The sequence below is a fragment of the Mesorhizobium sp. M2C.T.Ca.TU.002.02.1.1 genome (assembly GCF_003997225.1).
This window is the reverse complement of sequence record NZ_RZTO01000746.1, coordinates 1-3,042: the sequence shown is the minus strand read 5'-3', so window position 1 is coordinate 3,042 and position 3,042 is coordinate 1. Positions and strand designations below refer to the sequence as shown.

6 protein-coding genes are annotated in these 3,042 nt (G+C 60.7%); 4 read left to right on the top strand and 2 right to left on the bottom strand.

Going from position 1 to position 3,042, the window contains the following annotated elements:
- Positions 1–165: 165 nt before the first annotated feature.
- Positions 166–480 carry a co-chaperone GroES gene (gene groES, locus EOD07_RS28700; protein WP_127237758.1) on the bottom strand — a complete coding sequence of 105 codons (315 nt, stop codon included), beginning with the start codon at positions 478–480 and terminating at the stop codon, positions 166–168.
- 317 nt (positions 481–797) lie between these two features.
- On the opposite strand from groES, the gene EOD07_RS28695 reads away from it, so the two are divergent.
- From EOD07_RS28695 to EOD07_RS28680, 4 genes are all read left to right on the top strand, one after another.
- Positions 798–1,145 (top strand): hypothetical protein, encoded by a 348-nt coding sequence (locus EOD07_RS28695; protein WP_245470534.1) that lies wholly within the window; start codon positions 798–800, stop codon positions 1,143–1,145.
- A gap of 12 nt (positions 1,146–1,157) precedes the next feature.
- Positions 1,158–1,436 carry an usg protein gene (locus EOD07_RS28690; protein WP_127237757.1) on the top strand — a complete coding sequence of 93 codons (279 nt, stop codon included), beginning with the start codon at positions 1,158–1,160 and terminating at the stop codon, positions 1,434–1,436.
- Positions 1,437–1,675: 239 nt separating this feature from the next.
- Positions 1,676–2,152 carry an Hsp20 family protein gene (locus EOD07_RS28685; protein WP_112125467.1) on the top strand — a complete coding sequence of 159 codons (477 nt, stop codon included), beginning with the start codon at positions 1,676–1,678 and terminating at the stop codon, positions 2,150–2,152.
- 91 nt (positions 2,153–2,243) lie between these two features.
- Positions 2,244–2,753 carry an Hsp20/alpha crystallin family protein gene (locus tag EOD07_RS28680; RefSeq protein WP_127237756.1) on the top strand — a complete coding sequence of 170 codons (510 nt, stop codon included), beginning with the start codon at positions 2,244–2,246 and terminating at the stop codon, positions 2,751–2,753.
- A gap of 101 nt (positions 2,754–2,854) precedes the next feature.
- Here EOD07_RS28680 and EOD07_RS38215 read toward each other — a convergent pair.
- Positions 2,855–3,042 (bottom strand): hypothetical protein (locus tag EOD07_RS38215; protein WP_206519585.1); only part of this gene is annotated, 188 nt, incomplete at its 5' end.

The following is a 3,042-nucleotide window of genomic DNA, read 5'->3' as shown; positions in this document are numbered from 1 at the left end:
CCTTGGGGCCGAGGGTGACCTTCACCGCGTCGGCGAGGATGTTGACACCGCGCAGCATGCGCTCGCGGGCGTCGGAATGGAATTTGACTTCCTTGGCAGCCATTGGATCACTCCTTGTCTAGGCAGCTTTCATTTGACTGAATTGCGGTTCGATCGAAGCCCCGGTCAGGCGGCTTTTTTCAGCATCGCGGCTTGCTCGATCACGCCCATCACATCGCTTTCCTTCATGATGAGCAGATCCTCGCCGTTGAGCTTGATCTCGGTGCCGGACCACTTGCCGAACAGGATGCGGTCGCCGACCTTCACGTCGAGGGGCACGAGCTTGCCGCTCTCGTCGCGGGCGCCCGGGCCGACGGCGATGACTTCGCCTTCCTGCGGCTTTTCCTTGGCGGTGTCGGGGATGATGATGCCGCCGGCCGTCTTCTCTTCGGCCTCGATGCGGCGGACGAGCACGCGGTCATGCAATGGACGGAACGTCATATCGTTCTCCTTCAGGACAAACAGATTGCGAGAGGTTCCTCCGCTCCGGACCGGCAGGACCGGAGCGGGGCGCGCGACCCTTTCGGCGTCGCGCGCATGTCGAGCTAATTTTGCCTTCTTCGACTTTCAAGGGGGTGTCGAAAATTTTTTGGCACTCTCGAAAGCCGAGTGCTAGCGCGCTGAAAACACGCGATAAATCCGATCGAGAGGCTTGAATTCGCGCGTGATCTGAACAAAATTATCGGCGCCCGGCAGCGCCGGGTCGGCTCAGTAATTGGAACCCGAAACAAGGAGTTTTTTGGAGACGGAGGACAGAAATGGACCGACAGACGCTCTCGCCGATCATTCCTTCCCTTGCTCCCGAAATATCGGATCTTTCGCTTGACCGGCTGCTTTCGCCGGCCAGCCATTTTCAGCACCCGCGGGATGTGCTGGAGGACGGCTCGCTCGACATATGGGAAAAGCGGGCGATCCTTTCGTCCTGGGCGTCCGACGCCTGCGCCGTGGAATCGATGCCGGCGCTGCGCCAGCCGCCGGGCGCCGAGCGGCCGGTCTCCTTCGACGAGATCATGGATGCGCTGCGCCGGCTCGATGCGCTCGCTCCGCCGCCCAGCTGCCATGCCGATGACGACCACCGGCAACTGGTCGAGCGGCTGAGCGCGTGAGGGCCGAAGGCGATGGCAAGTACGGTCAGCAGGGAATTCCGCTTGCAGATGAATGGCTATGGCCTGACCACTGCCGAGATCCATTATCATCTGCCCGACCATCCCAGCCTGCTTCAGCTCTATGTCTGGCAGGACTATGATCTGGCACCGGATTTCCCCGTGCTGAAGGGCTTTCTGGGCTTTTGGGAGCGCGAGTTGGCGGGCGCCTTGCATTCGATCCGGGTCGCCCACCATCGGCTCATCAGGCCATCGGAATGGCTGGCCGTCGACGGGATCATCGCGATCCATTGAAGATCAGCGCCCTAAGGCGGTCGCGTTGCGCGGCCGCCTTCTTCGTCATTTACCCACCCGCATGCGGACGAAAAGCGTGACTTTTCACGACCTTGAAGACGGTTCAAGGCTGGGTCTTGACGTCTCGGATTTGAATTCCCAGATGGATTTTGCCGGTGCTTTGAGAGACCGGCAAGGGTCAAGGGGCGCTGCTTCCTTGGCGCCCCTCGTATCTATGTTGCTCAATGGAGGATGTAGCTATGAGAACCACCTTTGACTTCAGTCCGCTGTTCCGGTCGAGCATCGGTTTCGATCGAATGTTGAACGCGCTCGAAACGGCGAGCCGGATCGAAACCGTCGACAATTGGCCACCCTACGACATCGCCAAGACGTCGGAAGACGACTACCGCATCAGCATGGCGGTGGCAGGCTTCGCGCAGGACGAACTGGACATTACCCAGGAGCAGAACATGCTCATGGTCTCGGGCCAGAAAGCCGGCGAGGATAAGGGTGAGTACCTGCATCGAGGCATCGCCGGTCGCGCGTTCCAGCGCCGTTTCGAGCTTGCCGACCATGTCAAAGTCGTCGGCGCCAGCCTTGTGAATGGCCTGCTGACGATCGATCTGAAGCGTGAAATTCCGGAAGAGATGAAACCGCGCCGGATCGAGATCGCAGCCGACAAGGCGATGCCCAAAGGCGCGACGAAGAAGATCGAAGCCGAGAAGCACGCGGCCTGAGGCCTTCCTGTCAGCGCCCCCGCGCAACGCGCCGGGCACTGCCCGGCGCAGCAGCAAGGCTTTCAGACCGATGAGCAGAAAGGAGGAAACCATGAGTGTCCGTGATCTGATTCCCTGGGGCCGGAGCAACGGCAACCAGGTTCCAAGCGTTTTCCACGACGGCGAACGCGATCCGTTCCTGTCGCTGCATCGTGAGGTGAACCGCCTGTTCGACGATGTTTTCCGCGGCTTCGACAGCCGGTGGCCGTCTATTGGCGGTGCCTCCGCCCTCGGCACTGGTTGGCCGAGCGTCGAGATCTCCAATGGCGAGAAGGAGATCAAGGTGACGGCCGAGGTGCCCGGCCTCGAACAGAAAGACATCGAGGTCCTGTTCGACGACGGCGTGCTGACGCTGCGGGGCGAGAAGCGCTCCGAGACGGACGACAAGGACAGGCAATTCTCGGAGCGTTACTATGGCCGCTTCGAACGCCGCATCCCGGTCGGCTACGAGGTCAAGGAAGACGAGGTCGAGGCGCGCTTCAGGAATGGCGTTCTGACCGTCACCTTGCCGAAGAGCGAGAAGGCGCAGTCGCGGGTCAAGCGCATCGACATCAAGAGTTGATACATCGACGCGGGAGGTCGGCCAATGCGCCTCCCGCGTGCCGATCTCCATGCGAGCCACAGCAGTCGGACGCCCGCGCAGTGCTGCTCTTTGGCGGTCTATCAGGAGCGGCCCGCATAGAGAAAACCCACGCGAGCGGAGCTTCTCTTTTCCGTCCCGAAGTCTTCGTATCGGCCATTTGAATGATGACAAAAAGCTCGCCGCCTTGTCCCTTTCGCGGCGGCGAATTTCAGCATGCATCGAGAGATGAAGCTAACATATGTTATGCCGGCAAGACGGATCACCTGAC